This is a genomic window from Rhizobium sp. K33, assembly GCF_056501445.1.
Genome location: NZ_CP096478.1, coordinates 1,545,014 through 1,569,516 on the forward strand (window position 1 = coordinate 1,545,014; position 24,503 = coordinate 1,569,516).

The 24,503-nt window shown below is 61.7% G+C and carries 23 protein-coding genes and 1 tRNA gene; 15 read left to right on the plus strand and 9 right to left on the minus strand.

Annotation, left to right across the window (positions count from 1 at the left end; genetic code table 11):
- Positions 1 to 18 precede the first annotated feature (18 nt).
- On the minus strand, positions 19 to 606 hold the full coding sequence (locus M1E12_RS07755) for a deaminase (protein ID WP_479564268.1): 588 nt from the start codon (positions 604 to 606) through the stop codon (positions 19 to 21).
- 263 nt (positions 607 to 869) lie between these two features.
- On the opposite strand from M1E12_RS07755, the gene cysG reads away from it, so the two are divergent.
- The 5 genes from cysG to M1E12_RS07780 all read left to right on the plus strand — a co-directional run bounded on the left by cysG (position 870) and on the right by M1E12_RS07780 (position 5,828).
- Complete coding sequence (cysG, locus tag M1E12_RS07760) at positions 870 to 2,312, plus strand: siroheme synthase CysG (protein WP_479564269.1); 1,443 nt, start codon at positions 870 to 872, stop codon at positions 2,310 to 2,312.
- Positions 2,313 to 2,314: 2 nt separating this feature from the next.
- Entirely contained in the window at positions 2,315 to 2,629 is a 315-nt protein-coding gene (locus M1E12_RS07765) for a DUF2849 domain-containing protein (RefSeq protein ID WP_136540786.1), read from the plus strand.
- A gap of 15 nt (positions 2,630 to 2,644) precedes the next feature.
- A complete protein-coding gene (locus tag M1E12_RS07770; protein ID WP_479564270.1) occupies positions 2,645 to 4,318 on the plus strand; it encodes a nitrite/sulfite reductase in 1,674 nt (557 codons plus the stop codon).
- A gap of 13 nt (positions 4,319 to 4,331) precedes the next feature.
- Complete coding sequence (locus M1E12_RS07775) at positions 4,332 to 4,844, plus strand: DUF934 domain-containing protein (RefSeq protein WP_479564271.1); 513 nt, start codon at positions 4,332 to 4,334, stop codon at positions 4,842 to 4,844.
- Between the two features lie 171 nt (positions 4,845 to 5,015).
- Positions 5,016 to 5,828 carry a ferredoxin--NADP reductase gene (locus tag M1E12_RS07780; protein WP_479564272.1) on the plus strand — a complete coding sequence of 271 codons (813 nt, stop codon included), beginning with the start codon at positions 5,016 to 5,018 and terminating at the stop codon, positions 5,826 to 5,828.
- Positions 5,829 to 5,901: 73 nt separating this feature from the next.
- Here the strand turns inward: M1E12_RS07780 and bmt are convergent, their stop codons facing one another.
- From bmt to M1E12_RS07800, 4 genes are all read right to left on the minus strand, one after another.
- The gene (gene bmt, locus M1E12_RS07785) at positions 5,902 to 6,921 is read right to left on the minus strand and encodes a betaine--homocysteine S-methyltransferase (protein WP_479564273.1); all 1,020 of its coding nucleotides are present in this window, start codon (positions 6,919 to 6,921) and stop codon (positions 5,902 to 5,904) included.
- Between the two features lie 125 nt (positions 6,922 to 7,046).
- Complete coding sequence (locus M1E12_RS07790) at positions 7,047 to 8,099, minus strand: quaternary amine ABC transporter ATP-binding protein (RefSeq protein WP_479564274.1); 1,053 nt, start codon at positions 8,097 to 8,099, stop codon at positions 7,047 to 7,049.
- Positions 8,092 to 9,006, minus strand: coding sequence for an ABC transporter permease (locus M1E12_RS07795; RefSeq protein ID WP_310238954.1), 915 nt, complete (start codon positions 9,004 to 9,006; stop codon positions 8,092 to 8,094). Before M1E12_RS07795 ends, M1E12_RS07790 begins: the two co-directional genes overlap by 8 nt.
- Before the next feature lie 220 nt (positions 9,007 to 9,226).
- A complete protein-coding gene (locus tag M1E12_RS07800; RefSeq protein WP_479564275.1) occupies positions 9,227 to 10,225 on the minus strand; it encodes an ABC transporter substrate-binding protein in 999 nt (332 codons plus the stop codon).
- Positions 10,226 to 11,209: 984 nt separating this feature from the next.
- Here M1E12_RS07800 and M1E12_RS07805 point away from each other — a divergent pair.
- Positions 11,210 to 12,664: a cobyric acid synthase gene (locus M1E12_RS07805; RefSeq protein WP_479564276.1), complete on the plus strand. Its 1,455-nt coding sequence runs from the start codon at positions 11,210 to 11,212 to the stop codon at positions 12,662 to 12,664.
- A gap of 33 nt (positions 12,665 to 12,697) precedes the next feature.
- Here the strand turns inward: M1E12_RS07805 and M1E12_RS07810 are convergent, their stop codons facing one another.
- The 3 genes from M1E12_RS07810 to M1E12_RS07820 all read right to left on the minus strand — a co-directional run bounded on the left by M1E12_RS07810 (position 12,698) and on the right by M1E12_RS07820 (position 13,259).
- Entirely contained in the window at positions 12,698 to 12,823 is a 126-nt protein-coding gene (locus M1E12_RS07810) for a hypothetical protein (protein ID WP_281281744.1), read from the minus strand.
- 135 nt (positions 12,824 to 12,958) lie between these two features.
- Positions 12,959 to 13,081, minus strand: a complete 123-nt coding sequence (locus tag M1E12_RS07815) for a hypothetical protein (protein WP_479564277.1) — start codon at positions 13,079 to 13,081, stop codon at positions 12,959 to 12,961.
- Between the two features lie 102 nt (positions 13,082 to 13,183).
- Positions 13,184 to 13,259 (minus strand) — tRNA-Lys (locus M1E12_RS07820).
- A 184-nt stretch (positions 13,260 to 13,443) separates the two neighbouring features.
- On the opposite strand from M1E12_RS07820, the gene M1E12_RS07825 reads away from it, so the two are divergent.
- A complete protein-coding gene (locus M1E12_RS07825) occupies positions 13,444 to 14,190 on the plus strand; it encodes a cytochrome c biogenesis CcdA family protein (protein WP_310238962.1) in 747 nt (248 codons plus the stop codon).
- A gap of 42 nt (positions 14,191 to 14,232) precedes the next feature.
- The gene (locus M1E12_RS07830; RefSeq protein ID WP_479564278.1) at positions 14,233 to 15,195 is read left to right on the plus strand and encodes an AEC family transporter; all 963 of its coding nucleotides are present in this window, start codon (positions 14,233 to 14,235) and stop codon (positions 15,193 to 15,195) included.
- On the opposite strand, the gene M1E12_RS07835 is transcribed toward M1E12_RS07830, so the two are convergent.
- Positions 15,172 to 16,377, minus strand: a complete 1,206-nt coding sequence (locus M1E12_RS07835; protein WP_479564279.1) for a UbiH/UbiF family hydroxylase — start codon at positions 16,375 to 16,377, stop codon at positions 15,172 to 15,174. The genes M1E12_RS07830 and M1E12_RS07835 overlap by 24 nt on opposite strands.
- Positions 16,378 to 16,566: 189 nt before the next feature.
- Here M1E12_RS07835 and pcsA point away from each other — a divergent pair, with 189 nt between their 5' ends.
- From pcsA to glmU, 7 genes are all read left to right on the plus strand, one after another.
- Positions 16,567 to 17,295: a phosphatidylcholine synthase gene (pcsA, locus tag M1E12_RS07840; RefSeq protein ID WP_479564280.1), complete on the plus strand. Its 729-nt coding sequence runs from the start codon at positions 16,567 to 16,569 to the stop codon at positions 17,293 to 17,295.
- A gap of 115 nt (positions 17,296 to 17,410) precedes the next feature.
- Positions 17,411 to 19,006, plus strand: coding sequence for an ABC transporter ATP-binding protein (locus M1E12_RS07845; protein ID WP_479564281.1), 1,596 nt, complete (start codon positions 17,411 to 17,413; stop codon positions 19,004 to 19,006).
- A complete protein-coding gene (locus tag M1E12_RS07850) occupies positions 18,996 to 20,087 on the plus strand; it encodes an ABC transporter permease (protein ID WP_479564282.1) in 1,092 nt (363 codons plus the stop codon). The genes M1E12_RS07845 and M1E12_RS07850 overlap by 11 nt, the downstream gene beginning before the upstream one ends.
- Positions 20,084 to 21,004, plus strand: a complete 921-nt coding sequence (locus M1E12_RS07855) for an ABC transporter permease (RefSeq protein WP_479564283.1) — start codon at positions 20,084 to 20,086, stop codon at positions 21,002 to 21,004. The genes M1E12_RS07850 and M1E12_RS07855 overlap by 4 nt, the downstream gene beginning before the upstream one ends.
- Positions 21,005 to 21,044: 40 nt before the next feature.
- Positions 21,045 to 22,118: a BMP family ABC transporter substrate-binding protein gene (locus tag M1E12_RS07860; RefSeq protein ID WP_479564284.1), complete on the plus strand. Its 1,074-nt coding sequence runs from the start codon at positions 21,045 to 21,047 to the stop codon at positions 22,116 to 22,118.
- Positions 22,119 to 22,269: 151 nt separating this feature from the next.
- On the plus strand, positions 22,270 to 23,022 hold the full coding sequence (locus M1E12_RS07865) for a FadR/GntR family transcriptional regulator (protein WP_310238975.1): 753 nt from the start codon (positions 22,270 to 22,272) through the stop codon (positions 23,020 to 23,022).
- A gap of 72 nt (positions 23,023 to 23,094) precedes the next feature.
- The gene (glmU, locus tag M1E12_RS07870) at positions 23,095 to 24,456 is read left to right on the plus strand and encodes a bifunctional UDP-N-acetylglucosamine diphosphorylase/glucosamine-1-phosphate N-acetyltransferase GlmU (protein ID WP_479564285.1); all 1,362 of its coding nucleotides are present in this window, start codon (positions 23,095 to 23,097) and stop codon (positions 24,454 to 24,456) included.
- The last annotated feature ends 47 nt before the right edge of the window (positions 24,457 to 24,503 follow it).

Here is a 24,503-nt window from a genome sequence, read left to right on the forward strand (position 1 = left end):
GCTGATCTCGTCTGCTGCTCAGTTGAGCGGAATGTCGTTGTCGCCCTTGGACGACTGATAGGCTTCCGAGAGGCGGTCATATTCCGCCTTGATCCGGCTCACCTGTTCGAAGAGAGCGGGCCGTTCGGCATCGTCTGCCGAGGCGACCATCTCGATCATCGCATGGCTTAGCCAGAAGGCGTTCTGCCGACGGTAGCCACCGGGCTCCAGACCGAAGACCTCCTTGAGGATCTTCAGGTCATGCGGGATGGCAAAGGCATCGCGGCTGTCTTCATGGCTGAAGAAATAGTAGAAATTGTCGAAGCCCGCCCAAGTGATCGCCGACATGCACATGGTGCAGGGTTCATGTGTCGACAGGAAGATCAGATCCTTGGTGTTGGGCCGCTCACCCTGCTCGTAAAACCGCTTCAGCGTGTGCACTTCGCCATGCCAGAGCGGGTTTTCCAGCTCATTATTGGTCTCTGCCAGAACGAGCGACAGATCCGATTTTCGCAGGATTGCCGCCCCGAACACCTTGTTGCCGGCAGCCACGCCCCTGGCCGTTAGCGGCAGAATGTCGTGTTCGATCACGTCGAGCAATCGACGGGTGAGTTCGGGTGTGGTCAAGGTGAGCGCTCCGGCCTATGTGTGCACCGCAATCCTAGGCTTGCCGACTTGCGCCCGAAAGTGAAATGATGGTCTGTCTCCAACTTTTTGCAGCGCCAACGGTTTTGGCAAGCAAGGCGATGCGAATGGCAATCGGTGACTTTTGCTCGCATCGGCGAGGGGACTAGGACAGAAATACGCAAGGTGCGGAGCGAAGGGATTCCTGTTTCTTCAATTATTAGGCCCGTGACGCGATGATGCGGTCAACTGGCAACGGATGATTCATGACACAGCAGGACAAGCAGCTTTCGGTCTTTCCGGCCTTCTTCAAGGTCGAGAACGAGGTCGCCGCCGTTTTCGGAAACGGTGACGAGGCCTATGCCAAGGCGCGCCTGCTGAAGAACACCGAGGCCCGCATCGTCGCCTATGCCGATGCCCCGGAAGCCGATTACGCCGCCTTCCTCGCAGCGAACGCCATCGAGCAGATTGCCGAGCCATTCGAGCCGTCACAGGTTCAAGGGGCGAAGCTGGTCTTTGCCGCAACGGGCGAGGGCGCTCTCGACCGCGAGATCGTCGCGGCCGCCCGTGCCGCCCGGATCCCGGCCAATGCCGTGGATCAGCCTGACTTTTGCGATTTCTACACGCCGGCTCTGGTTAATCGCGCCCCGATCGCCGTTGCCATCGGCACGGAAGGCGTTGGCCCGGTCCTCGCCCAGATGATCCGCGCCGATATCGACCGTCTGCTGCCGCGCTCGCTCGGCAAGCTCGGGCGCCTTGCCAATTCCTATCGCCGTGCCGTTGATCGTCTCGTGCCCCGTGGCGCACCGCGCCGCTTGTTCTGGCGCGACTTCTTCAAGGGCAAGGTCGCCGACCACGTCGAGGTGGATGAGATCAGCCTTGCCCGTCGCGAAGCCACCCGTCTTCTGAAGGGCGTCGCTGCCGATCGTGTCGAGGGCCGCGTCTTCCTCGTCGGCGCCGGCCCGGGCGCCGAAGATCTGCTCACCCTGCGTGCCCATCGTCTGATGATGGAATGCGACGTCATCGTCTATGACGCCCTTGTCCCGCGCGAGGTGGTCGATATGGGCCGGCGCGATGCCGAGCGCATCCCGGTCGGCAAGCGCAAGGGCTGTCATTCGAAGTCTCAAGACCAGATCAACGCGCTGCTCGTCGAGCTCGGCCATGCCGGCAAACGTGTCGTCCGTCTGAAGTCGGGCGATCCCTTGGTCTTCGGCCGCGCCGGGGAAGAGATGGCCGCCCTTCGTGATGCGGGCATTGCTTACGAGATCGTCCCCGGCGTGACCTCGGCACTCGCCGCCGCCGCGGATTTCGAGCTGCCACTGACGCTGCGTGGCGTGTCCTCGTCGCTGGTCTTCACGACCGGTCACGATTTGCAGGGTAATGTTCTGCCAGATTGGGCGCGGCTCGCGCTATCGGGCGCAACCGTCGCCGTCTATATGGGTCGCACGGTCGCCGCCTCCGTCGCCGAGCGGCTGATGGCGGGCGGCCTCGCCGAGGACACGACGGTTGCCGTTGTCGAGAATGCGGGGCGTCGTGACAGCCGTCTGATGCACGGCACGCTCAAGGAATTGCCGGGACTGGAGGCTCGCACGGAGCTGACCGGCCCGGTCATGGTCATCATCGGCGACGCTGTCGCCGGCGCCGATTTCAGCCGCTCCGAACCGCTCGGTGCGCATGTCTCGGCTGAACTGGAAACTGCAAGGATTTGACGATGGTAGACAAGGTTCTCACAGCAAACCGCCTGACCGACGGCATCGCCGTCTGGCTGGACGCCAATGGCCAGTGGACCGAGCGTCTGCAGGAAGCCTTCGTCGCCCGCCATGCCGAGGCGGTCGAAGCCCTGGAAGCCGCCGGCAAGCAGGCCTTCGCCAGCAACCTCGTCGTTGACGTCAATGTCATCGAGATCGAGGAAAAGGATGGCAAGCTGCGCCCCTTGCGCCTGCGCGAGCGCATTCGTGCGGAAGGCCCGACCATTGCATATGCCGAGGGTCACGGCTATGCCGACCCGGCATTCATCGCCGCTTGAGGCTTGAGGTAAGACATGTATCGTTATGACGAATTCGACCACGCCTTCGTATCGGCGCGCGTAGAGCAGTTCCGCGACCAGGTGGCCCGCCGCCTCTCTGGTGAACTCGCCGAAGACGCCTTCAAGCCGCTGCGCCTGATGAACGGCGTCTATCTCCAGCTCCACGCCTATATGCTGCGCGTCGCCATTCCCTATGGCACGCTGAATTCGAAGCAGATGCGCATGCTGGCCCATATCGCCCGCAAATACGACCGCGGCTATGGCCACTTCACCACCCGCCAGAACATCCAGTACAACTGGCCGAAACTCTCGGACACGCCCGACATCCTGACCGATCTCGCAAGCGTCGAGATGCATGCCATCCAGACCTCCGGCAACTGCATCCGAAATGTGACCTCCGACCATTTCGCCGGCGCTGCCGCCGATGAAGTCGCCGATCCGCGTCCCTATGCCGAGATCCTGCGCCAGTGGTCCTCGCTGCATCCGGAATTCTCCTTTCTGCCGCGCAAGTTCAAGATCGCCGTCACCGGCGCCGAGAAGGATCGTGCCGCGATCCAGGTGCATGACATCGGCCTGCATCTGAAGAAGAATGAAGCTGGCGAGCTCGGCTTTGCCGTCTATGTCGGCGGTGGCCAGGGCCGCACGCCGCTGATCGCGAAGAAGATCCGCGACTTCCTGCCCGAAGCCGATCTCCTGACCTACATCACCGCGATTGTGCGCGTGTACAATCTGCACGGCCGTCGCGACAACAAGTACAAGGCGCGCATCAAGATCCTCGTGCACGAAACCGGCGTCGAGGAACTGACCCGTCAGGTCGAGGCCGAGTTCGACCAGATCCGCGACAGCGAACTGAAGCTGCCGGAAGGCGATATCCGCGCCATCGAGACCTATTTCGCCCCGCCGGCACTCGCTGCCCGCGCCGACGGTTGGGATGCGCTTGCCCGCGCGCAGAAGGCCGATGCCGCCTTCGCCGCCTGGGTGCGCCACAATGTCCAGGAACATCGCCACCCGGATTATGCCATGGTGACGATCTCGCTAAAGCCGATCGGCGGTACGCCGGGCGATGCTTCGGACGCCCAGATGGATCTGGTCGCAGACCTCGCCGAGACTTATGCCTTCGACGAGATCCGCGTCAGCCACGAGCAGAACCTGATCCTGCCGCATGTCGCAAAGGGTGATCTCTATCCGCTCTATCAGGCGCTGGAAAAGGCCGGCCTCGCGACCGCCAATTCCAACCTCATCACCGACATGATCGCCTGTCCCGGCTTGGACTACTGCGCGCTTGCCAATGCCCGTTCGATCCCGGTGGCCCAGGCGATTTCCGAGCGCTTCGGTTCCCAGGCCCGCCAGGAAGAGATCGGCGAGCTCAAGATCAAGATCTCCGGCTGTATCAATGCCTGCGGCCACCACCATGTCGGCCATATCGGCCTGCTCGGCGTCGAGAAGAAGGGTGCCGAACTCTACCAGATCACGCTGGGCGGGTCCGGCGACGAAAACTCCTCGATCGGCGAAATCATCGGTCGCGGCTTCGAACCGGAAAAGGTAACCGATGCGGTCGAGACGATCGTCGATACCTATCTCGGCCTGCGCCTCGACCCGAAGGAAACCTTCCTCGAAGCCTATCGCCGCGTCGGCCCCAAGCCGTTCAAGGACGCGCTTTATGGCAACGCTTCTGTCGAAGCCGCGTGAGACTGGAAGAAGTATGACCAAGATCTGGAAAGAAACCGGTTTCGTCGATGGCGACATCTGGGTGACCGAAACGGAAGAGCGCAAGGCAGGCGAGGGTGAGAAGGCCCTGCTGCCGCTCGAGGCCTTCCTGGAAGCGGTCGCCGAAACCAACGATGTCGGTCTCGGCGTGCTGATCGCACCGGCTGACGACGTGACAAAGCTCGAGGCACATCTCGACCGTATCGCGCTGATCGCCGTCGCCTTCCCGGCCTTCAATGACGGCCGTGGCTTCAGCCATGCCACGCTGCTGCGCGAGCGCCTCGGCTATCCCGGCGAACTGCGCGCCGTCGGCGACGTCCTGATCGACCAGGTGCCGCTGATGCTGCGCACCGGCTTCGACAGCTTTGCCGTCACCAACCCGGTGGCCCAGCGGCGTCTTGCCGAAAACTGTCTCATGGGCGTTGCCCAGCGCTATCAGCCGACGGCCCGAGATTCGGAAGTCGTCGGCGGTTTCAGCTGGCGTCGCCTCGGCTCCACCGGCGCCTGAGACATATAAAAATCGCTATCGAAGGGCGGCGAATTGACCTCGGTCAAGGTTGCCGCCTTCGCTTTAACGGATATCTCGGCTGCGAAATGCGCATGCCGGCTGAATTGTGGAATGGGACGGTCTGGATTATAGGCTTGGTCCCAATCGACTGAACGATAGGACCGACAGCCTATGAATGCTCCTGTGAAGACCGACAACGCCGAACTGATCGTGCCCGAGGGCGTCTATGCCGAAACGGTTCTGAGCGTCACGCACTATACCGATCGCCTGTTCCGCTTCCGCATGACCCGTCCTGCCGGCTTCCGCTTCCGCTCCGGCGAGTTTGCCATGATCGGGCTGATGGTCGAGGGCAAGCCGATCTACCGCGCCTATTCGATCGCGAGCCCCTCCTGGGATGAGGAACTCGAATTCTTCTCGATCAAGGTTCCGGACGGCCCGCTGACCCAGCACCTGCAGCGCATCCAGCCGGGTGACAAGGTGCTGATGCGCAAGAAGCCGACCGGCACACTGGTGCTCGATGCACTGACCCCGGGCAAGCGCCTCTACATGTTCTCGACCGGCACCGGTATCGCGCCGTTTGCGAGCCTTATCCGTGATCCGGAAACCTATGAGAAGTTCGAGGAGGTCATCCTCACCCATACCTGCCGCGACGTCGCCGAACTGAAGTACGGCTTCGATCTGGTCGAGGAAATCAAGAACCACGAATTCCTGGCGGAAATCGTCGGCGACAAGCTGAAGCATTACGCAACCGTGACTCGCGAAGACTTCCCCTTCAAGGGCCGCATCACTGACCTGATCGAAAATGGCAAGCTCTTCACGGATCTCGGGGTGCCGCCGCTCGACCCGGCAATCGACCGCGGCATGATCTGCGGCTCGACGGCGATGCTGAAGGACACGAAGAAACTGCTGGAAAAGGCAGGCCTGACCGAAGGCGCCAACAACAAGCCGGCCGAATTCGTCATCGAACGCGCCTTTGTCGGCTGATAGAACAGCAAATCGATGAGACAGAAAGGGCGCCCTGCGGCGCCCTTTTTCATTTCAGTGGATTGGTCCTGCCTCAGTTGCCGCGACGACGGCTGCGGCGACCGCTTTCCTGGGCTCCGCTCTCATCGGCCGTCTTGTTGCGCAGCGGCCCGATGCGCTCCACGATCACCTCAAGCGTGGGGCGGGGACCCGGCGTATATTCGTCGAGCGCCTGGCGCATCGCCGCCAGATGGCCGCACGACGTGCCGCAGCAGCCGCCAATGATCTTCGCGCCGGCGTCACGGGCGAGGCGGGCATAATCCGCCATCAGCGGCGGTGTGCCCGAATAAAAGATCTCCGAGCCACGGAATTCCGGAATGCCGCAATTTCCTTTGACGATCACGGTCGCTTCCGGGTTGGCGCCGGTCATATCGAGCAGGCTCTGCAGGATGTCGGAAGCGCCCACGCCGCAATTCGCACCAACGGCCAGCGGTCCGGATCCGATGTCGGCGGCAACGCCGTGAATGTCCTTCGGGTGCAGACCCATCATCGTCTTTCCGGCCGTGTCGAACGAACCGGTGAACGTGTAGGGTAAGCCAACCTTGACGGCGGCTTCGGCAGCCGCACGGATTTCCTCGGGCGAGGACATGGTCTCGATCCAGGCCACGTCGGCACCACCGGCCTTCAGGCCTTCCATCTGCTCGACAAAGGCTGCGACCGCATCCTCGTAGGAGAGGGCGCCAAGCGGGATAAGCAACTCGCCGGTCGGGCCGACGGAACCGGCCACGATCACCTTGCGCGGCGCCTTGTCGGCGACCGAACGGGCAATCTCGGCTGCCTTCTTGTTCAGCTCATGGACCCGGTTCTCGGCATGGTGCAGCTTCAGACGATGGCGCGTGCCACCGAAGGAATTCGTGAGAATGATGTCGGCGCCGGCATCGACGAAATCCTGATGCAGCTTGACGATCTTTTCCGGCTGAGCCTCGTTCCAGAGCTCCGGCGCCTCACCGGCCTCGAGGCCCTGAGCGAAGAGATTGGTCCCGGTCGCGCCGTCGGCGAGCAGCACGCCTTTTTCGGCCAGAAGTTCGGAAAGCGGATTGGACGGGCTTGCCATGGAAGTTCCTCTGATTGTCATGCTGATCATATAAAGAAGTCTTTATATGGTTTCAATCACCAAAACCATAACGGCCCCGCTGAGGGCGGGGCCGCATGGGAGTAGGGACCACAAGTCAGCCGCCGTCAGGCCGCCGCCATCTGCGTGTCTTCATGCGACTTGGGCTTGACCATCGCGGCGATGATCTGCTGCAGGTCGACCCGACCGATCGGAGCGCCAGCATCATCGGTGACGAGGACACTCGACTGGTGTGCGTCGGTCATGATGCGTGCGGCGGCCTCGAGCACGGTGGCACCCGGCAGCGTGAGACCCTCGCTCTGACCAGAAACCGGACCCATGATCGTGTCCAGCCGGATGACGCGGCCGCGGTTCACTTCCTTGACGAAGGCCGAGATGTAGTCGTCGGCCGGCTGCAGCACGATCTCCTGACCCGAGCCCTGCTGGATGACTTCGCCATCCCTCAGGATCGCGATCTTGTCGCCGAGACGCAGTGCTTCGTCGAGGTCGTGCGTGATGAAGACCACGGTCTTCTTCAACTCCTGCTGCAGATCCAGCAGAACCGTCTGCATGTCGACGCGGATCAGCGGGTCGAGTGCTGAATAGGCCTCGTCCATCAGGAGGATGTCGGCATCGTTCGAGAGGGCTCTGGCAAGCCCGACACGCTGCTGCATGCCGCCCGAAAGCTGGTTCGGATAATGGCCTTCGAAGCCGGAGAGACCAACCCGATCGATCCAGCGACGGCCGATGTCCTCGCTCTTCGAGCGCGGGATTCCCTGGATATCCAGACCATAGACGGTGTTTTCGAGCACGGTCCGGTGCGGGAGAAGGGCGAACTTCTGGAAGACCATCGCCGTCTTGTGACGACGGAATTCGCGAAGCTCCGTCGGGTTCATCCGACAGACATCGACGCCGTCATAGAGCACTTCGCCCGAAGTCGGCTCGATCAGCCGGTTGATATGCCGGATGAGCGTGGACTTGCCGGAGCCGGAAAGACCCATGACAACGGTGATGCCGCCACCGGGCATCTGGATGTTGATGTCCTTCAGACCCAGAACGTGGCCATGGGTCTCGTTCAGTTCCGCCTTCGACATGCCGGCCTTCACCTGGTCGATGAAGGCAGACCCATCAGGTCCGAAGATCTTGTAAAGATTGCGGATCTCGATGTCGTGACTAGCCATGGACCACCTCCGTATGGCGCTGAAGGCGCTTGCCATAGGCCTGGCTGGCGCGGTCGAAGATGATGGCGATGGCAACCAGTGCAAAGCCGTTGAGGAACCCAATGGTCAAGAACTGGTTGGAGATAGCCTGGAGAACATTCTTGCCGAGACCACCGACACCGATCATCGAGGCAACGACGACCATGGCAAGCGACATCATGATGGTCTGGTTGATGCCGGCCATGACGGTTGGCAGGGCAAGCGGGATCTGCACGTTGAACAGTTTCTGCCGCGGCGAGGAGCCGAAGGCGTCGGCCGCTTCCAGAACTTCACGGTCGACCAGCCGGATGCCGAGATTGGTCAGACGGATCATCGGTGGGACGGCATAGATGACGACGGCGATGACGCCCGGCACCTTGCCGATGCCGAAGATCATGACGACGGGGATCAGGTAGACGAAACTTGGCATCGTCTGCATGACGTCGAGGATCGGGTTGACCACCGACTGCGCCCGGTCCGAACGCGCCATCAGAATGCCGATCGGGATACCGATTGCAATCGCAAGCAAGGTGGAGACGGTCACGATGGCGAGGGTCACCATCGTATCCTCCCACAGGCCGACAAAGCCGATGAACAGCATGCCGATGATCGTCAGGGCGACGATCCGCATGTTGCGGCTGGTCAGATAGACGATCAGCACCATGGCCGCGAGGATGATGAACCACGGGGTATTGACGAACAGGGCTTCGAGCCAGTTCAGAAAAAGCTGGAGTGGATTGGTGACGGCGTCGATCACGTTGCCATAGGCGCGGACGAAGCCCTTGAAACTGTCGTCGACACTTTTGCGCACTCCGCGCATGACTGTGTCGTCGATCTCCGGAAATCTGCAGAGCAGTTCCGGCAAATAATTGCATAGACTAGAAGCCATCTCTTTCCCCTTTTCGACCCCCGCTTGTTTGGCGTTTCCAACGCTGCAGTGAGCCCTGACGGCGGTGCCGTGTTCCCGAGAAGAGAGGCTAGTCGAGTTCCGGAAGGGAATTCATGCCGTCTGCGACGTCGGGAGTCGTTCAATGGCGTGATGCGGCATGCCGCTTCGCAGAAAGCGCGGCGGGCTTTTGAGCCCGCCGCATTGTCAACTCAAGTGAGGCTCAGAGAGCCGCCTTGACCTTCTCGGCGACCTCAGGAGCGACCCAGGTGGTCCACATTTCCGGATAGGTTTCGAGGAAGTGCTTGGCGCCGTCTTCGTTCGTGCCCTGGTTTTCTTCCATCCAGGCGAGAACCTTGCCGACGGTCGCGTTGTCCCACTTGCGGGTCTTCACGTAGTCCATGGCAACGCCAGCCTTTTCGGAGAAGCCCTTGGTCACGACGGTATAGACGTCGGAAACCGGATAGGCATTGACCTTCGGGTCGGCGCAGTCCGGAACGGCCGTGCAGGCATCCCAGCTCGCCTTGTCGTGCTCGACGCCGAAGGACAGCTTCACCATCTCGTACTTGCCGAGGATAGCGGTCGGAGCCCAGTAATATCCGAGCCAGCCCTTCTTGTTTTCGAACGCGTTGGCGATCGAGCCGTCGAGACCGGCGGCCGAGCCGGTGTCAACCAGTTCGAAGCCCTTATCCTGCGCGCCGAGGGCGCGATAAAGATTTGCGGTCGAGACCTGGCAGTTCCAGCCGGACGGGCAGTTGGTCACGGCACCCTTGGACGGATCTTCCGGAGCCGGGAATAGATCGGGGCGGGCCAGGGCATCCTGCACCGTCTTGATTTCAGGATGTTCGTCGGCAATGAACTTCGGGATCCACCAGCCTTCGACACCGCCATCAGACAGAAGCGGTGCAGCCTGGATCAGGCGGCCTTCAGCGATGGCCTCGTCGAGCGCGGTGCGCACGGCGTTGACCCAGAACTCCGGCGCCATGTCCGGCTGTCCTTTTTCGTTCATGGAGGCGAAGGTCGGCATGGTGTCGCCGGTCACGACGGTCACATTGCAGCCATAGCCGTTTTCCAGAATGATCTTGTCGACGTAAGCGGCGACGCCGGCCGAGGCCCAGTTCATTTCTGCGATGGAAACATCGCCGCACTCGGCAGCCTGGGCAGAGCCCGCAACTGCGTAGAGACCCGCGGCGAGAATGGTGGAAGCGATCAGCTTCTTCATGGAGTAAGACCTCCCAGTCTTATCTTGCAGCGTTCATCGGGACGGGCAGAAACGGCTACTGCGGACCGTTCTGCCAATTTGTACTGGTTTCGGATGTCGGTCGGGGCGCGTCACGCCGACCCGCATCCTTGCAACCGGGCCTTGTCGTAAGAGGCTGAGTGCCTGTCGACCGCGTGTTACGTCCTTAAGCCTACGTCTTTGGTTTTGAAAATCAACCTCTCGCCGCAGCCGGTGGGCGTGTCGTGCCCGGAACCAAGCTGTTGTTGCGACTGAATTTGCCGCATTTTCGATGTCTGGCGAGGTCAACCCGCTCAAGAGACGGGCAGTTGCTCACGACGGAGCAGAAGCTTCGAAAACTCGCCCTCTCACCTGAGACTTAGGGTATCTCAGCTGCGTCAATATGACGGGAGGGCGCCTGCTTTCACGCAGGCACAAAAAAAATTGAAAAAAAGCTTAGGAAGGATGGCTGCTAACGGTCCGGTAACATCTAGAGCGATAGATGGAGGGGCCGGCGCGTTACTGTCGGTTGCGCCCCGGATCGAGTATCGCGTACCGGGGCGTTTGTATTTTTGGCACACGAAACAGCGTGTCGAAGGCTGCCGTGGTCGCGGCGGGAAGTCCCCGGATCAGCGCTTCTTGAACGAGAACGGCACACGCGCTTCCCAGCGGGCGACGGTGCGGTGCTGCGGCGCACGACCATTCCAGGCGATGGCGAGACTATTGCGGTTCTGCAGGATGTAGAGCATGGGTGTTTCCTAAGGTGTCACGCCTCTTCGGGCGCTGATTTCGAGCGGCAGATAATCACTTCACGAACGCCGCGCCAGAGCGCAAACCGTCATGGCGCGTCGCAAATGACAAAGTCAGACTAAAACATCTGCGACAGGCTGCCGCAGTGTCGCATTCGCGGTAATGTCCAAGGCAAAATCGCGGCAAAAGCATGAAAAACCGGCGATCTCCGGCAGGGCGGAAACAGGACAGAATGCGATGGCAAGAACGATCATGTTGCAGGGGACAGGGTCGGATGTCGGAAAAACGATATTGGTCGCGGGGCTTTGCCGACTGGCCTCCAATCGCGGGCTGAAGGTTGCGCCGTTCAAGCCGCAGAACATGTCGAACAATGCCGCCGTTTCCGATGATGGCGGGGAGATCGGCCGCGCCCAGTGGCTGCAGGCGCTCGCCGCCCGCACGCCCTCATCCGTGCACATGAACCCGGTGCTGCTGAAGCCTCAAAGCGAAACCGGCAGCCAGATCATCGTGCAGGGCAAGGTCTTCGGTCAGGCCAAGGGCCGCGACTATCAACGCTTGAAGCCGCAGCTGCTCGGCGCGGTCCTCGAGAGCTTTGCAAGGGTGAGTGAAGGCGCAGACCTCGTGATCGTCGAAGGCGCGGGCTCGCCGGCTGAAATCAATCTGCGCGCCGGGGACATCGCCAATATGGGCTTTGCCACCCGGGCGAAGGTGCCGGTGGTTCTCGTCGGCGACATCGACCGGGGAGGGGTCATCGCCTCGCTCGTCGGCACGCACACGATCCTGCCGGACGAGGACCGGGCGCAGATATCGGGCTACATCATCAACAAGTTCCGCGGCGACGTCAGCCTGTTTGACGAAGGCATTTCCGCGATCGGAGCCTTTACCGGCTGGCCCTGTTTCGGCGTCGTTCCCTGGCTGAAGGCCGCAGTACGACTGCCGGCAGAGGACTCGGTCGTTCTGGAACGGCTGGTCAAAGGCAATGGCGGCGCGCTCAAGGTCGCCGTTCCGGTCCTGTCCCGCATCGCCAATTTCGATGACCTCGACCCGCTGGCCGCCGAGCCGGAAGTCGATCTGGTCTATGTCCGCAGCGGTGAGCGGCTGCCTGCCGACGCCGGTCTTGTGGTCCTGCCGGGATCGAAATCCACCATCGCCGATCTGGAGGAATTCCGCTCCCATGGCTGGGACCGCGATCTTGCCATGCATGTCCGCCGCGGCGGGCGCGTGATCGGCATTTGCGGCGGCTACCAGATGCTGGGTCGCAGCGTCGCCGATCCGCTCGGACTGGAAGGACAGCCACGTACGGTGGACGGTCTTGGCCTGCTTGATGTCGAGACGGTGATGGCTGCGGAAAAGACGGTGAGGAACAGCTACGCCCATTCGCTGGAACACGACGTTCCGTTGTCAGGCTATGAGATCCATCTCGGCGTCACCGAAGGTCCCGATACGCTGCGCGCGCCCATCTCCATCGATGGCCGCGAGGACGGCGCCGGCTCGGCCGACGGCAAGGTGATCGGCACCTATCTTCACGGGCTGTTTTCGAGCGACCTCTATCGCCAGCGACTGCTGGCTGATTTCGGGATCGAAGGGGGAGGGCGCAGCTACCGCGCGATGGTGGATGAGGCGCTCGATGATCTCGCGGCCGAACTGGAGCAGCGTCTGTCTTCGCAATGGCTCGACGAATTAATGGCCTGAGGCTCGCTCAGCGGAACGAACGGATACGAGCGCTCACTGCGCTTCCGTCACATCCATGGGCGAGGCCATGAGTTCTCCGCCACCCAACGAGTTGTTGGAATATTTGAAAGCGAGAATGCTGAGCACCGAGGCGACCAGCAGGATGAAGATGTATCGCATTGCATTTGCTCCTGCTTGACGACCATCAACGAGATTGTGGCAGAAGCGGTTCCGCGGTCGCCGCTGGCACTGCGCCGCAAGGCATCTTGGCAGGTTCCTGTTGCCGTTCAGCAACAAATCGGGCGGTGTTACCGCTCAACCGGTTGCCACTTCAGCCGGCGAGGCCGTCAGCCGCCGCGTACCGAGCGAATTGTCGGAATATTTGATCGCCAGAATGCTGAACACTGTTGCGATCATGAGAATGACCATCACGCGCATGAGCTACCCCTAGCCAAGATATGGCTCAGAATAGAACAAGGATGTTGGAGATCACCTAAGTGAATCCCTACAATCTGAATGATCTGGTGGAAATCTAAGAAGTGGTGAGAGCGCAGGGATTCGAACCCTGGACCTACTGATTAAAAGTCAGTTGCTCTACCGGCTGAGCTACGCTCTCCCGTGCGGTTTTTGCGCCGCCTCAAGAAGTGCGCGGAACATATGCAGGTGACCCCGGCCGGTCAACCGCAAAAATGCAGTTTCGTCAGCAAAATGCAGCCCAGTTGTCGCAGCCTACGCAATGGTGATTGGCAAGCAGGGTGTCGGGGGATTACGTAGGGCCCGTTCGGGTTCCGGAGTTCACCGTGTCGATTGCCGATATTTCCTTCTTCAGCGCGCTTCTGGCCGGAGCCCTGTCGTTTCTGTCGCCTTGCGTCCTGCCGCTGGTGCCGCCCTATCTCTGTTACATGGCCGGGATTTCCGTCGACCAGTTCCGCGAGGGTGAACAGGCTGAAAACGCAGCGGCCCGGCGCACGGTGCTCTTGACCTCGCTGGTCTTTACCCTCGGCTTTGCCACCGTCTTCGTCTCACTCGGCGCCGGTGCGTCGACCATCGGCGGCCTGCTGCGCCAGCACATGGATCTTCTGTCCAAGATCGGTGGCGTGATCATCATCATCATGGGCCTGAATTTCCTTGGCCTCTTCCGCCTCGGCTTTCTCTCGTCCGAATACCGATTCGCAGGCGGCGGAAAGCCCGCAACCCTATCCGGCGCCTATGTCATGGGACTTGCCTTCGCTTTCGGCTGGACGCCTTGCATCGGCCCAGTTCTGGGCGCCATCCTCGGCGTGGCGGCATCGAAAGAGACGGTGGGGGATGGCGCACTTCTGCTCGCCATCTATTCGCTCGGTCTTGCCGTGCCCTTCTGGATCGCCGCGGGCTTCTCCGGCGCCTTCATGCGCTTCCTTACCCGCTTCCGCCGCCATCTTGGCCTGGTGGAAAAGGCCATGGGTGGCCTCCTCGTGCTGACAGGCCTTGCTTTCATCTTCGGTTATGTCTCCGACATGGCGATCTGGTTCCAGCAGACCTTTCCAATCCTCTCCCAAATCGGCTAAGCCCGGTCAGGACGCATTTACGCGTCCAGGAGGAGACAAGACGTGGCGGATATCGTTGCGCTGGTATTGCCGTTCTTCGGCCTGATCCTGATCGGCTATATCTCGGGCCGTCTCGGTGACCATTCCGCGCAGGCGCTCGGCTGGCTCAACTTCTTTGTCATCTACGTCTCGCTGCCGGCACTCTTCTTCAAGCTCGTTTCGCGCACGCCGATCGAGCAGCTGACGCGCATCGATTTCATCGCCGCCTGCCTCGCGGCAACCTACACGATCTTCGCGCTGGTCTTTGTCATCGGCCGCTATGTTCGCGGTAACAACATCGCCGAGTCGACCGTCCAGGCGCTGGCCGGCGCCTATGGCAATATCGGCTACATGGGCCCTGGCCTTGCGCTGCTGGCCTTCGGTGAAAAGGCGGCCGTTCCGGTCGCACTCGTCTTCTGCTTCGAAAACGCTGCCCATTTCATCGCAGCACCCGCCCTGATGGCGTTTGCCGGCGGCGACAAGAGGCCCCCAGCGCAGCTCGCGCTCGATGTGGCGCGCAAGATCCTGACGCATCCCTTCATCATCGCCACACTCGTCGGCTTTCTCGCCGCAGCCCTCGCCTTTGAGCCGCCGCTCGCCCTGCAGCGCCTGATCGATTACCTCGCGCAGGCTGCCGCGCCTTGCGCGCTTTTTGCCATGGGCGTGACGCTCGCTCTGCGCCCCTTGAAGCGCATCCCGGCTGAGATCGGCTACATCGTGCCGATCAAGCTCGTTCTGCATCCGATCCTGGTCTATGTCGTGCTGAGCCTCGTCGGCAATTTTGATCCGCTCTGGGTCTACACCGCGATCCTGCTCGCCTCACTGCCGACGGCGACCAACGTCTTTGTCATCGGCCAGCAATACGGCGTCTGGCAGGAACGGGCCTCGGCCACGATACTGATCACGACGGTCATTTCAGTGTTTTCGGTCTCGGCGCTGCTTTTTGCGATCACCCAGGGTGTCTTACCGGCGGACCTTTTCCCGTAACAGCGACGGCAGGTTTTTCAGACCGCGACCCGGCGCGACACCCTCTTGCATCACGAGGTTGCGCAAGGGTGGAACGCTGGCGAGCACCTGCAGGCCGGCCGCGCGAAGCATCTGAACCGGTAACAGGCCCGAGAGAAGCGAGCGGTTGAGCAGGTCCACACTTGCCGTGCGGCTTGCAATGTCCAGACGCCGCTTCCGGTCGAAGCGATCGCCACTGTCCGCGGAAATGGGCGTCGAGCCGCGATTGATCAGGATATCCTCCAGCGCCGCGATATCCCGCAGGCTGAGATTAAGCCCCTGCGCGCCGATCGGCGGGAAGGCGTGGCCGGCTTCGCCGATGAAGGCGGAGCGACCTTTGCCATATTGACGTGCCGTCATGCCCGAGAGCGGCCAGGCTTGTACGCCGTCTTCGACCGTCACCTTGCCGAGCATAGACTGCATACGTGCTTCGACCTCTCCGGACAGTTGCTCGGTCGAGAGCGAAGTGAGGCGGTCCGCTTCCTTCGGTGTAACCACCCAGACCAGGCTGGACCGCAGGCCGGGCAGGGGAACCTGGGTGAAAGGGCCTGATTCGGTATGGAACTCCGTCGAGATGTTCTGGTGCGGCAGGGTGTGCGCGAAGTTCATCACGACGGCGGTTTGGGGGTAGGACCAGGTCTTGACGCCGACGCCCGCACTGTCCCGTGTCTTCGACCGCCGACCGTCGGCACCGATCGCAAACGCTGCCGTCAGGACCTCGCCGCCGTCGAACCCAATGGTGACGGCATCCGTACCGATATGGATGGTTTCCGCAGCGACCGCCTTTCGGGTGATCAGGGGCTCGGCAGCAACGGCTGCGGCCAAGGCGGAGACAAGAGCGGCGTTGGGAATGTTGTAGCCAAAGGCATCAAGCGAGATCTCGGCGCTGCGGAAGGCCACGGTCGGTGCCCGCAGGAGCCGCTTCGTGCTGTCGATGATCTGCATGACGGCAAGCGGTGCCGCCTGCGCCTTCAGATCCTGCCACAGGCCCAGCCGCTTCATCATCGCAAGCGACTGATCCATCAGTGCCGTCGTGCGGCGATCCGAGCCATCGGGTTCTGGACCGACAAGCGCCACCCGCCGGCCGCCACGGGCCATCGCGATCGCGGCGATCTGCCCGGCCGGTCCTGCACCGATCACGGCAATGTCGAATTCGTGGCTCATTGTCAGCTTCCCGATTGGCGATTTCACGATGATATCTAGAACCCCATCCTCACAAAATCCATGGGCCCAAATGGCGCAGCCACTGGAAAGAGCGCAGGCGAAATCCGGGCAAAGACGGCCACTTGTGTTGCAAACCGCGTCGTTTCGTCCGATACCGTTTCCTTCGAAATGCCGCCGACTGGAGCAGGGATGAAGATCTTCAATTACAAGCGGGTGCCCTATGCGGAAATCCGTGCCTTCTCGGTCCATATCCTGACCGCTTCCGGATCCTTCCTGGCATTCCTTGGAGTCGTCGCCGCGGCTGAGCGCCGCTTCGTCGACATGTTCTGGTGGCTGGGGCTCGCCCTCCTGGTTGACGGCATCGATGGCCCGATCGCCCGCAAGGTCCGCGTCAAGGAAGTCCTGCCCAACTGGTCCGGCGATACGCTCGACAACATCATCGACTATGTCACCTATGTGCTTTTGCCAGCTTTCGCGCTCTATCAGAGTGGCATGATCGGCGAGCCCTGGTCCTTCGTTGCCGCCGGACTGATCGTCGTCTCGAGCGCCATCTATTATGCCGACATGGGCATGAAGACGGATGAATACTTCTTCTCCGGTTTCCCCGTCGTCTGGAACATGCTGATCTTCACGCTCTTCGTCATCGATGCGAGCGCCATCACGGCGCTGATCGCGGTTCTCGTCTCTGTCGTCCTGACCTTCCTGCCGATCTTCTTCCTGCATCCCGTGCGGGTGAAACGGCTCCGCAATCTGAACATGGCCGTCTTCCTGCTCTGGTGTGCCTTCGGCGGATATGCGCTCCTCCTGCATTTCCAGTCGCCTGCCTGGGTCGTTTGGGGCATGATCCTGACCGGCATCTATCTGTACGTGATCGGCGGCGTGTTGCAGTTTTTCCCGAGCCTTGGACGGCGAGGCTGATCCGACGGGTGATGGCTGGGCAAAACCAAAAAAAACTTTTGCCTATATATTGTGCGCTGCCGCAAACCGGTTATGAATTGAGCGATGGACCGGGCGCAAGACCCGGCCGACGCGCATGAGAGTGCAAGGGGGACCTGTGCCGCAACGACCGCCCGAGGGCGAAAAGCCGCTTTTGACCGTGCGCGGCCTGACGAAGCTGTTCGGCAGTTTCAAGGCCTGCGATGGCATCGATCTCGACATTGGCCACGGCGAGATCCACGCGCTGCTCGGCGAAAACGGCGCAGGCAAGTCGACCCTCGTCAAGATGTTGTTCGGCATCCTGGCACCCTCTGCCGGCACCATAGGTTGGGAAGGTGAGGAACGCGTCATCCCCAATCCGGCTGCCGCACGCCGCCTCGGCATCGGCATGGTTTTCCAGCATTTTTCCCTTTTCGAGGCGCTGACGGTCGCAGAAAACATCGCATTGTCGCTGGACGAGAAGATCTCGATCTCCGAACTCTCGAAGAAGGCGGCCGAGCTTTCCGTTGCCTATGGTCTGCCGCTCGATCCGAATGCGCATGTGGCCGATCTCTCGGTGGGTGAACGCCAGCGGATCGAAATCGTCCGCGCGCTTCTCCAGAATCCGAAGCTGATCATCCTCGACGAACCGACCTCGGTCCTGACGCCGCAGGAAGCCGACAAGCTGTTCGAGACCCTGTTCAAGCTGAAGGCCGAGGGACGCTCGGTCCTCTATATCAGCCACCGCCTGGAAGAAGTGCAGCGCATCTGTGACCGCGCGACCGTGCTGCGCCATGGCAAGGTCACGGGCGCCTGCGATCCGCGTCAGGAGACACCGGCGTCGCTCGCCCGCATGATGGTCGGTGCGGATGTGGCGGGCGTCGAAAAGGCAGAACCACCATCGGACGGCGCGGTCCAGCTCCAGGTCAGCAATCTGTCGGTCAGCCCGCGCACACCTCTCGCCATGCCGCTCAAGAATGTCTCGATGACGGTCAAGGCGGGCGAGATCCTCGCGATTGCCGGTGTTGCCGGCAACGGTCAGAGCGAACTCTTCGATGCCCTTTCCGGCGAATACCCGGTTCAGAACCCGGAGGCCATCCAACTGCGTGGCAAACCTGTAGGTCGCCTGGGGATCAACGAGCGCCGTCTGCTCGGCGCTGGCTTCGTGCCGGAGGAGCGTCACGGCCATGCCGCGATCCCCGCCATGAGCCTTTCCGAAAACCTCTTCCTCTCGCGCAACGCTTCCGATCGCAGCGCCTACCTCTCGGGCGGCAAGATCGGGCTCATCCGCCATGGCCTGGTGCAACAGGCCGCCCGCCGCATCTCCGAGATGATGGACGTGCGCAAGAGCGGTGACGACCCGGCTGCCGGCTCGCTCTCGGGTGGCAATCTGCAGAAATTCATCGTCGGTCGAGAACTTGACCGCCAGCCCTCGGTGCTCGTCGTCAACCAGCCGACCTGGGGCGTCGATGCCGGTGCTGCGAGCCGTATCCGCCAGGCCCTCGTCGATCTCGCCAAGGCCGGCTCGGCGGTCGTCGTCATCAGCCAGGACCTCGACGAGATCTTCGAGGTTGCCACCTCGATTGCCGCCATCTCGGAAGGCAAGCTGTCCGACGCCTATCCCGCCTCGACCATGACCCGCGAACGCATCGGCATCCTGATGGGCGGCGTTCACGGTCTTCAGACTGCCCCGGAGGCAGCCCATGCGCATTGAACTCGAACGCCGTTCCCGTCAGTCGAGCCTGTTTGCCATCGTCTCGCCTCTGCTCGCCCTGGCGCTGACCGTCTTCTTCGGCGGCATCATGTTCGCGCTGCTCGGCAAGGACTCGGTATCGGCGCTTTACAGCTTCTTCATCGAACCCCTGCTCGAAGTCTGGTCGCTGCATGAATTGGCGGTCAAGGCTGCACCCCTGATCCTGATCGGCGTGGGTCTCTCGGTCTGTTATCGCTCGAACAATTGGAACATCGGTGCCGAGGGCCAGTTCATCGTCGGCGCCATTGTCGGCTCGATCTTGCCGATCACCTTTTACGAATGGACTTCACCGCTGCTTCTTCCACTGATGCTGGTCATGGGCGCGGTCGGTGGTGCGGCCTATGCCGCAATCCCAGCCCTGTTGAAGACGCGTTTCAACACCAACGAGATCCTCACCAGCCTGATGCTGGTCTACATCGCGCAGCTGCTTCTCGACTGGTTGACGCGCGGCATTTGGAAGGACCCTGCCGGCTATAACTTCCCGCAGTCGCGCTCCTTCGTGTCAGAAGCCGTGCTTCCGGAAATCCTGTCATCGGGCCGCGCCCATTTGGGCATCGTCTTCGCCTTGATCGCAGCTGTCGCGGTCTGGTTCATGATGCGCTACACGCTGAAGGGCTTCCAGGTCGTCGTTCTCGGCCAGTCCGAGCGGGCAGGGCGCTTTGCCGGCTTCTCGTCTCGCAAGATGGTCTGGTTCTCAATGATGTTTTCCGGTGCGCTCGCAGGCCTTGCCGGTATTTCGGAAGTATCCGGCTCCATCGGCCACCTGCAGCCGACGATCTCGCCGGGCTATGGCTTCACCGCCATCATCGTTGCCTTCCTGGGCCGCCTCAATCCACTCGGCATCATCGCCTCCGGCTTCGTGCTGGCGCTCACCTATCTGGGCGGCGAGGGCGCGCAATTGTCGATCGGCGTCTCCGACAAGGTGACGCGCGTCTTCCAGGGCCTGCTGCTCTTCTTCGTGCTCTCCTGCGACACGCTCATTCTCTACAAGGTGCGTGTGGTTTTCGACCGCGCCCGTAATGCCGCGACGAAGGGTGCGTGACAATGTTTGAAGCCATCCTTCTGACCATCATCACGGCATCCACTCCGCTGGTCATTGCCGCCATGGGTGAACTCGTCGCCGAACGGTCGGGCGTTCTGAACCTCGGCGTCGAAGGTATGATGATCATCGGCGCGGTTTGTGCCTTCATCGCGACCAACATGACCGGTTCGCCCTATCTCGGCGTTCTCGCTGGCATCGCGACCGGCGCGCTCTTCTCGCTGCTATTCGGCTTCCTGACACTAACGCTTGTTGCAAATCAGGTGGCAACCGGCCTCGCTTTGACCATCCTCGGCCTTGGCGTCTCCGGCATGGTCGGCGAGAGCGTCGTGGGTGTGCCGGGCGTCAAGATGCAGCCGATCGTTATCCCGCTCCTGTCGGACATTCCGGTCCTCGGTACCATCCTCTTTGCCCAGGACATCTTCTTCTACCTGTCGATTGCCCTGGTCATCGGCGTCAACTGGTATCTCTTCAAGAGCCGCTCGGGCCTGAAGCTCCGAGCGATCGGCGACAGCCACGGCTCGGCCCACACGCTCGGACTTCTGGTCATCCGCACCCGCTATCTCGCCGTGATGTTCGGTGGCGCCTGTGCCGGCCTTGCCGGTGCACAGCTGTCGCTCGTCTATACCCCGCAATGGGTGGAAAACATGTCCGCTGGCCGCGGCTGGATCGCACTCGCCCTCGTCGTCTTTGCCGCCTGGCGGCCCTGGCGGGTGCTCGCAGGCGGTTATCTCTTCGGCGCCGTCACCATCGGCCAGCTGCATGCCCAGGCGCTTGGCATTGGCCTGCCGTCCCAATTTCTGTCCGCGCTTCCCTATGCGGCGACCATTGTCGTCCTGATCATCATCTCGCATAATCGCCGCACGACGCTGATCAACACGCCGGCATGCCTCGGCAAGCCGTTTGTGCCGGATAGATAATCAAAACAAGAGCTTCAACCTAACCAGACAGGGGTAATCCATGAAGAACTTCCTCCTCGCGCTTGCCGCCTCGGCAGCCGCTATCGTCGGCGTCGCGGCACCCGCCGCCGCCCAGGACAAGACGAAGGTCTGCTTCGTCCATGTCGGCTCCAAGACCGATGGTGGCTGGACCCAGGCCCACGACATCGGCCGCCAGCAGCTGCAGGAACACTTCGGTGACAAGATCGAGACGCCTTACCTCGAAAACGTTCCGGAAGGCCCGGATGCCGAGCGCGCAATCGAGCGCATGGCCCGCTCCGGCTGCGCGATCGTCTTCACGACCTCCTTCGGCTTCATGGATGCGACCCTGAAGGTCGCCGAAAAGTTCCCGGACGTGAAGTTCGAGCACGCGACCGGCTACAAGACCGCCGCCAACGTCGCCACCTACAACTCGCGCTTCTATGAAGGCCGCTTCATCAACGGTCAGATCGCCGGCAAGATGTCGAAGACCGGCGTCGCCGGCTACATCGCCTCCTTCCCGATCCCGGAAGTCGTCGCCGGCATCAATGCCTTCCTGCACGGCGCCCGCACCGTCAACCCGGACTTCAAACTGAAGGTCATCTGGGTCAACACCTGGTTCGACCCAGGCAAGGAAGCTGATGCCGCCAAGGCTCTTTTCGACCAGGGCGTCGACGTGCTCACCCAGCACACCGACACGACCGCGCCGATGCAAGTTGCTGAAGAGCGTGGCATGAAGGCCTTCGGCCAGGCTTCCGACATGATTGCGGCCGGCCCGACGGCACAGCTCAGCTCGATCGTCGACACCTGGGCACCCTACTACATCAAGCGCACCCAGGCTGTTCTCGACGGCACCTGGACCTCGGTCCAGACCTTCGACGGCCTGAAGGACGGCATCCTCTCCATGGCGCCTTACACCAACATGCCTGACGACGTGAAGGCGATGGCCATGGACACCGAAGCGAAGATCAAGTCCGGCGAACTGAAGCCCTTCACCGGCCCGATCAACAAGCAGGACGGCTCTGCCTGGCTGAAGGAAGGCGAGTCGGCTGATGACGGCACCATCCTCGGTATGAACTTCTACATCGAAGGCGTAGACGACAAGCTGCCGCAGTAATCGGCAGACGATCGAAAAAGGGAAAGGGCGCGTTTTCGCGCCCTTTCTTGTTGAGGTGGTGTAAAAATACGAAGTTCGAGAGATAACGACTTCACCGATTTTAGCCTTTCGTATAATTAACCGAGCAGTACAGTCGGTAGTGAGAGGCGGCATGCGCAGGGAAGAAGTTGGGGAACTGAAGGTCGTTTCCAATCTTCGAACGAGCCATGCCAAGGTGGTCGAGCAACTCGGCCTTTCGATTGTCGGCGGCCGATTCGGGATCGGCGAGCCCTTGCCCGGCGACACCGAACTTGAAGCCGAATACGGCGTCTCCCGCTCTGTCCTGCGCGAAGCGATGAAGACCCTGGCAGCCAAGGGTCTGGTGATCGCCAAGTCGCGTGTCGGCACGCGCGTCACCGACCGCTGTCACTGGAACCTGATCGACGAAGACGTGCTGCGCTGGCATTTCCGCACGGGCGTCACCCGGGAATTCATCGACCATCTCTATGATGTCCGTCTGGTCCTGGAGCCGGCTTCTGCAGCCTTTGCGGCCATGCGGGCGACGGCAGAGGATTGCGAGCAGTTGAGAGGCTATGCCAACCTGCTCGGTTCGAACGATCTCGATTGGCCAAGCCAGGTGGAGGCGGACCTGCGCTTCCACGTGCTTCTCACGATCGTCGGTGGCAATCCGTTTCTTGAAAGCATGATCGGCTTCATCAAGGCCTCGCTCGACGGCGCCTTCACCATGGCGTTCGACCCGCAGCTGGCCGGTCGCGGCGAAGCCATCACCGAACTGCACCTCGCAATCGTCGAGGCAATCGAGAATCGCGACCCGGATGGCGCACGTCGCGCCACGGAAAAGGCGATCGGACAGGGGCGCGCAGCCGCCCTGAAGGCCGTCGACAGCTCCAACAAGAGAACCTGACGGCGCGACACCCTTGCGGCTGGCGCCGGCTGGCATTAGTCAGGAGCGCCATCGTCATCCTTTGGAGCCACCATGACCCGCACCTGCCTTGCCATCGTCCTTGCTGCCGGCGACAGCACCCGGATGAAGTCCTCGATGTCCAAGGTGCTGCATCCGGTCGGCGGTCGCCCCATGATCGCGCACGTGATGGCGTCGATCGCGGCGTCAGGCGTCTCGGATGTCTCGTTGGTCCTGGGCCGCGATGCCGAGAAGGTGGAAAAGGCAGCCAGCATCGACGGGCTTGCCGTCGAAAGCGTGCTGCAGACCGAACGCCTCGGCACCGGCCACGCGGTCCTGATGGCGAAAGACGCCATCAGCCGCGGCTATGACGAAATCCTGGTCGCCTATGGCGATGTACCGCTGATCACCGCAGCTCCGCTCAAAGCCGCACGCGAAGCGCTAGCCGGCGGCGCGGATGTCGCTGTCATCGGTTTCCACACGCAGAACCCGACTGGCTACGGGCGCCTGCTCGTCGAGAATGGCGAACTTATCGCCATCCGCGAGGAAAAGGATGCGACCGAGGCCGAGCGCGCCGTCACCTGGTGCAACAGTGGGCTGATGGCAATCGACGGCAAGAAGGCGCTCGACCTTCTCTCGCGGATCGGAAACAAGAACGCCAAGGGCGAATATTACCTGACCGACCTCGTCGAGATCGCCAGATCACTCGGCGGCAAGGCGGTCGCGGTCGATGCACCCGAGAGCGAGCTGACCGGCTGCAACAACCGCGCCGAACTTGCCGTCATCGAACGCCTCTGGCAGGAGCGCCGCCGCCACGAACTGATGGTGTCGGGTGTGACCATGATCGCGCCGGAGACGGTCTTCCTCAGCCATGACACGGTCATTGGTCAGGACGCGCTGATCGAGCCCAACGTCGTCTTCGGTCCCGGCGTCACGGTCGAGGGCGGCGCGGTCATCCATGCCTTCTCGCATCTCGAAGGCGCCCATGTCGCCGCCGGTGCGACTGTCGGACCCTTTGCCCGACTGCGTCCCGGTGCCAACCTCGCCGAAGGCTCCAAGGTCGGCAATTTCTGCGAAGTGAAGAAGGCCGAGATCGGCAAGGGCGCGAAGGTCAACCACCTGACCTATATCGGCGATGCTGTCGTTGGCGCGGAGACGAACATCGGCGCCGGCACCATCACCTGCAATTATGACGGCGTGAACAAGCACGAGACGAAGATCGGGGCAGGGGCCTTCATCGGTTCCAACTCGTCTCTCGTTGCCCCGGTCTCGATCGGAGACGGCGCCTTGATCGCCTCCGGCAGCGTCATCACCGAAGACGTTCCCGCCGATGCGCTCGCCTTCGGTCGCGCCCGCCAGGAGATGAAGCCGGGACGCGCCGCCGTCATCCGCGAGCGGAACCTCGCGATCAAGGCGGCCAAGAAGGCCGGCAAGTAACCGCGCAAAACCGAACTTCACCGCTTGTTATGCTGCGTTGCATTACG

Bases quoted from the DNA above. Each gene is read 5' to 3' on its own strand.
- M1E12_RS07805 (WP_479564276.1), top strand. From the start codon at position 11,210: ATGGCAAGAACGATCATGTTGCAGGGGACAGGGTCGGATGTCGGAAAA.
- M1E12_RS07860 (WP_479564284.1), top strand. From the start codon at position 21,045: ATGAAGAACTTCCTCCTCGCGCTTGCCGCCTCGGCAGCCGCTATCGTC.
- glmU (WP_479564285.1), top strand. From the start codon at position 23,095: ATGACCCGCACCTGCCTTGCCATCGTCCTTGCTGCCGGCGACAGCACC.
- M1E12_RS07815 (WP_479564277.1), bottom strand. From the start codon at position 13,081: ATGCGCGTGATGGTCATTCTCATGATCGCAACAGTGTTCAGCATTCTG.
- M1E12_RS07835 (WP_479564279.1), bottom strand. From the start codon at position 16,377: ATGAGCCACGAATTCGACATTGCCGTGATCGGTGCAGGACCGGCCGGG.
- M1E12_RS07795 (WP_310238954.1), bottom strand. From the start codon at position 9,006: ATGGCTTCTAGTCTATGCAATTATTTGCCGGAACTGCTCTGCAGATTT.
- M1E12_RS07770 (WP_479564270.1), top strand. From the start codon at position 2,645: ATGTATCGTTATGACGAATTCGACCACGCCTTCGTATCGGCGCGCGTA.
- M1E12_RS07775 (WP_479564271.1), top strand. From the start codon at position 4,332: ATGACCAAGATCTGGAAAGAAACCGGTTTCGTCGATGGCGACATCTGG.
- cysG (WP_479564269.1), top strand. From the start codon at position 870: ATGACACAGCAGGACAAGCAGCTTTCGGTCTTTCCGGCCTTCTTCAAG.
- pcsA (WP_479564280.1), top strand. From the start codon at position 16,567: ATGAAGATCTTCAATTACAAGCGGGTGCCCTATGCGGAAATCCGTGCC.
- M1E12_RS07780 (WP_479564272.1), top strand. From the start codon at position 5,016: ATGAATGCTCCTGTGAAGACCGACAACGCCGAACTGATCGTGCCCGAG.
- bmt (WP_479564273.1), bottom strand. From the start codon at position 6,921: ATGGCAAGCCCGTCCAATCCGCTTTCCGAACTTCTGGCCGAAAAAGGC.
- M1E12_RS07765 (WP_136540786.1), top strand. From the start codon at position 2,315: ATGGTAGACAAGGTTCTCACAGCAAACCGCCTGACCGACGGCATCGCC.
- M1E12_RS07810 (WP_281281744.1), bottom strand. From the start codon at position 12,823: ATGCGATACATCTTCATCCTGCTGGTCGCCTCGGTGCTCAGCATTCTC.
- M1E12_RS07845 (WP_479564281.1), top strand. From the start codon at position 17,411: ATGAGAGTGCAAGGGGGACCTGTGCCGCAACGACCGCCCGAGGGCGAA.
- M1E12_RS07800 (WP_479564275.1), bottom strand. From the start codon at position 10,225: ATGAAGAAGCTGATCGCTTCCACCATTCTCGCCGCGGGTCTCTACGCA.
- M1E12_RS07865 (WP_310238975.1), top strand. From the start codon at position 22,270: ATGCGCAGGGAAGAAGTTGGGGAACTGAAGGTCGTTTCCAATCTTCGA.
- M1E12_RS07790 (WP_479564274.1), bottom strand. From the start codon at position 8,099: ATGGCTAGTCACGACATCGAGATCCGCAATCTTTACAAGATCTTCGGA.
- M1E12_RS07850 (WP_479564282.1), top strand. From the start codon at position 18,996: ATGCGCATTGAACTCGAACGCCGTTCCCGTCAGTCGAGCCTGTTTGCC.